Origin of the sequence: Candidatus Symbiopectobacterium sp., from assembly GCF_020054415.1 — a bacterium.
Lineage (GTDB): Bacteria > Pseudomonadota > Gammaproteobacteria > Enterobacterales > Enterobacteriaceae > Symbiopectobacterium.
In genome coordinates this window covers 1-1,951 of the sequence record NZ_JAHWCO010000558.1, presented here as the reverse complement: position 1 = coordinate 1,951, position 1,951 = coordinate 1, and the positions used below count along the sequence as shown (strand labels likewise).

The 1,951-nt window shown below is 51.1% G+C and carries 3 protein-coding genes; 1 reads left to right on the top strand and 2 read right to left on the bottom strand.

Annotation, left to right across the window (positions count from 1 at the left end; genetic code table 11):
- The first annotated feature begins 81 nt into the window (after positions 1 to 81).
- On the top strand, positions 82 to 291 hold the full coding sequence (locus QZ506_RS16390; RefSeq protein WP_291972525.1) for a hypothetical protein: 210 nt from the start codon (positions 82 to 84) through the stop codon (positions 289 to 291).
- A gap of 36 nt (positions 292 to 327) precedes the next feature.
- Here QZ506_RS16390 and QZ506_RS16385 read toward each other — a convergent pair whose 3' ends face one another.
- Together QZ506_RS16385 and nikR are read right to left on the bottom strand one after the other, a co-directional pair.
- Positions 328 to 1,125 (bottom strand): class I SAM-dependent methyltransferase, encoded by a 798-nt coding sequence (locus QZ506_RS16385; RefSeq protein ID WP_291972521.1) that lies wholly within the window; start codon positions 1,123 to 1,125, stop codon positions 328 to 330.
- A gap of 214 nt (positions 1,126 to 1,339) precedes the next feature.
- Complete coding sequence (gene nikR, locus QZ506_RS16380) at positions 1,340 to 1,738, bottom strand: nickel-responsive transcriptional regulator NikR (RefSeq protein ID WP_291972523.1); 399 nt, start codon at positions 1,736 to 1,738, stop codon at positions 1,340 to 1,342.
- Positions 1,739 to 1,951: the final 213 nt, after the last annotated feature.

Here is a 1,951-nt window from a genome sequence, read left to right as displayed (position 1 = left end):
TTTCCGTGCCAGTTTTGGTTGAAAATGCTTGTCATCTTAGGTGTACACTTTTCTCATGAGGCCTAACTGCATGATTTTACGTTGCGAGGATCCTTCGTTTCACTGTGCTGCCAGCATAAAATCTATTTATTCAACAAAGCCCACCAGCGATTCAAAGACCATATTCTGCGCCGCCATCTCACCACTGTAGGGATGCGGGTTGATATCACGAATGTCCTTGGTGCTGGCATAATTAAGCGTCGTGGGCGTTTGCGCCGTGGCACTTGCCATGCCCAGCAACATCAGCGTTGACAGAAAAAATACTGCTATCGTTCGCATGTAATATCCCTATTTTTCTGCACACACCATAAACATCGGCGTCGAGGCGTAGTTAACTTTTTCAGTCTCATCCCACAGCGTGTCGCGCACACGGGTATCCAGCATGATTTTATGGTAGCCGCATTGAAGCAGCGCCTGGGTATCCCACTCAGGGCGGTGCTCTCGGCTGAGCGGCAGCTGGCGCGCTATCGCCTCCATGGCGCTGGTATCGGTATTCACGCAGTGATCCTCCAGCCCGAGATAGCGAGCATTGGCGCGATCGTCCAGATAGCCGAGGCGTGAGGATTCATCAAACAGTTGCAGATACCAGTTGGCATCGAAATTAAGCAGGCGACCGCCGGGGGCCAGCAGACGGTGCCACTCCCTGTAGGCGCGCAGCGGTTCAGCCAGATTCCAGGTCACGTTGCGCGTGACGATCAGGTCGAACTGGTTGTCCGCCAGTGGCATCGCATGTACATCAGCGGAGACAAAATCGACGTGAACAGCGTAATGTGCGGCATTGGCTCGAGCCTCGGTGAGCATCGCTTCCGTCATATCCACAGCGGTAACCCGATGCCCTGCAAGCGCCAACTTCACGGCAAAAAAGCCGGGACCGGTGCCAATATCCAACACGCGCAGCAAAGGTGCATCAGGGGCATACTCCATGATTTTTTTCAGCCAACGGGCACGCTTGGCATTCGCCAGTTCGGTGGCATTGATATGGCTATACTCTGCGGCGCGGTGCGTCCAATAGCGCTGGACGTCCTGATTTAATGCGGTGTTTTCATTAACGACAAGGTCATTATCTTCAGCAAGTATCGAGCTCACTCGGTGATTCCTGTTCAATGCCATTCAGGCCGAATGCTGCAACACGATGTCGACTAGCGTGCTTGGAGCACCGAGCCCAAAGGGGAAGAGGCTATTATTGTGAGGCGATTTATAGCAGATTGATGCAGGCAGTTTAACCGCAGAGTATGAGGTTTTTAAAAAAATCATACTTCTTTGATCTTACTTAATTCCTGCCCACATTAGCGAACGAATATCAGCACGGTATCAGGTTGATTCGGCCGTGTCTCACGCCCGTTTGCGCCATCACCGATTCTGCAAACACTTCTACCTGAGCCGTGGTGCCACGCAGAATCAAGGTTTCCACGCACTCATCATGGCTGAGGTGAGCATGCATGGTTGACACGGTCAACCCATGGTGGTCGTGCTGCATCTCCGCCAGACGGCTGGAAAGCTGACGTTCATGATGGTCGTAAATATAGCTCAATATCTCCACGCACGGGCCTTGCTTATCCTGTTCCAGCGTCATTTCGCCGAGCTCACGCCGCAACATATCGCGAAACGCCTCAGAGCGGTTGGCATACCCTTTGCGACGCATCAGCTCGTCAAAGTCCTGTGCCAGTTCGTCATCCATAGAGATGGTCAGTCGTTGTATGTTGCTCTCGTTTCGAAAAACCCATTTTGGGAATAATAATGAAAGCATTATAATAGGATGTTGAGTTAAGTGATATACCCGTGATCATTGAAGATGCTTGATTTTACGCGGTAAGAAGATCATGCTCACCCACTATGAAGATATTTATTACCGACAAGCAAAAAGCCGAACTCGAACACCTTCATGACACCAGTCGTGATAAGCGTGTTTGTG